Raw genomic sequence first — 1,005 nt, forward strand, 5'->3', positions numbered from 1 at the left:
TTTTACACGCCTGACGGTTTTCAAGACCGTTCCCTTCAGCCGGACTTGGGTAATCCTCCATTATTTACAATGGACCTTGTAGGACTTGAACCTACGACCACTCGGTTATGAGCCGAGAGCTCTAACCAGCTGAGCTAAAGGTCCAACAAGATCAATATAGCGGCGAAGGGGATCGAACCCCCGACCTCCCGGGTATGAACCGGACGCTCTAGCCAGCTGAGCTACACCGCCATGAATCGGGAAGACAGGATTCGAACCTGCGACACCTTGGTCCCAAACCAAGTACTCTACCAAGCTGAGCTACTTCCCGCGTTAAATAAAAAAATGCACCCTAGAGGAGTCGAACCTCTAACCGCCTGATTCGTAGTCAGGTACTCTATCCAGTTGAGCTAAGGGTGCTCATCATTATATGCCGAGGACCGGAATCGAACCGGTACGATCGTTACCAATCGCAGGATTTTAAGTCCTGTGCGTCTGCCAGTTCCGCCACCCCGGCCTCTCTAAGCGAACGACGGGATTCGAACCCGCGACCCCCACCTTGGCAAGGTGGTGTTCTACCACTGAACTACGTTCGCATCGACCTCTTAGTCTATATAAAAAAATGCCGGCTACATGACTTGAACACGCGACCCTCTGATTACAAATCAGATGCTCTACCAACTGAGCTAAGCCGGCTGATTTCTATTATGCGGGTTAAGGGACTTGAACCCCCACGCCGTTAAGCGCCAGATCCTAAATCTGGTGCGTCTGCCAATTCCGCCAAACCCGCAAATATGACCCGTACTGGGCTCGAACCAGTGACCCATTGATTAAAAGTCAATTGCTCTACCAACTGAGCTAACGAGTCTAAAATAACTTCCGTTATCTTAAACGGTCCCGACGGGAATCGAACCCGCGATCTTCGCCGTGACAGGGCGACGTGATAACCGCTACACTACGGGACCTATGGGAGTTAACGGGATCGAACCGCTGACCCTCTGCTTGTAAGGCAGATGCTCTCCCAGC

The 1,005-nt window shown here is 51.7% G+C and carries 10 tRNA genes; all 10 read right to left on the reverse strand.

The window, feature by feature from the left end:
- Window positions 1-70: 70 nt before the first annotated feature.
- Window positions 71-144 (reverse strand) — tRNA-Ile (locus ADM50_RS09140).
- 13 nt (window positions 145-157) lie between these two features.
- Window positions 158-231 (reverse strand) — tRNA-Met (locus tag ADM50_RS09145).
- Window positions 232-236: 5 nt separating this feature from the next.
- Window positions 237-310: transfer RNA gene (locus ADM50_RS09150), tRNA-Pro, on the reverse strand.
- Between the two features lie 15 nt (window positions 311-325).
- A tRNA-Arg gene (locus ADM50_RS09155) sits at window positions 326-399 on the reverse strand.
- Window positions 400-410: 11 nt separating this feature from the next.
- Window positions 411-496, reverse strand: a tRNA-Leu gene (locus tag ADM50_RS09160).
- A 7-nt stretch (window positions 497-503) separates the two neighbouring features.
- A tRNA-Gly gene (locus ADM50_RS09165) sits at window positions 504-575 on the reverse strand.
- A 27-nt stretch (window positions 576-602) separates the two neighbouring features.
- Window positions 603-675 (reverse strand) — tRNA-Thr (locus ADM50_RS09170).
- A 12-nt stretch (window positions 676-687) separates the two neighbouring features.
- A tRNA-Leu gene (locus ADM50_RS09175) sits at window positions 688-769 on the reverse strand.
- Window positions 770-774: 5 nt separating this feature from the next.
- A tRNA-Lys gene (locus ADM50_RS09180) sits at window positions 775-847 on the reverse strand.
- A 24-nt stretch (window positions 848-871) separates the two neighbouring features.
- Window positions 872-944: transfer RNA gene (locus tag ADM50_RS09185), tRNA-Asp, on the reverse strand.
- Between the last annotated feature and the right edge of the window lie 61 nt (window positions 945-1,005).

Origin of the sequence: Streptococcus oralis (assembly GCF_001075675.1) — a bacterium.
GTDB classification, from domain to species: Bacteria; Bacillota; Bacilli; order Lactobacillales; family Streptococcaceae; genus Streptococcus; species Streptococcus oralis_V.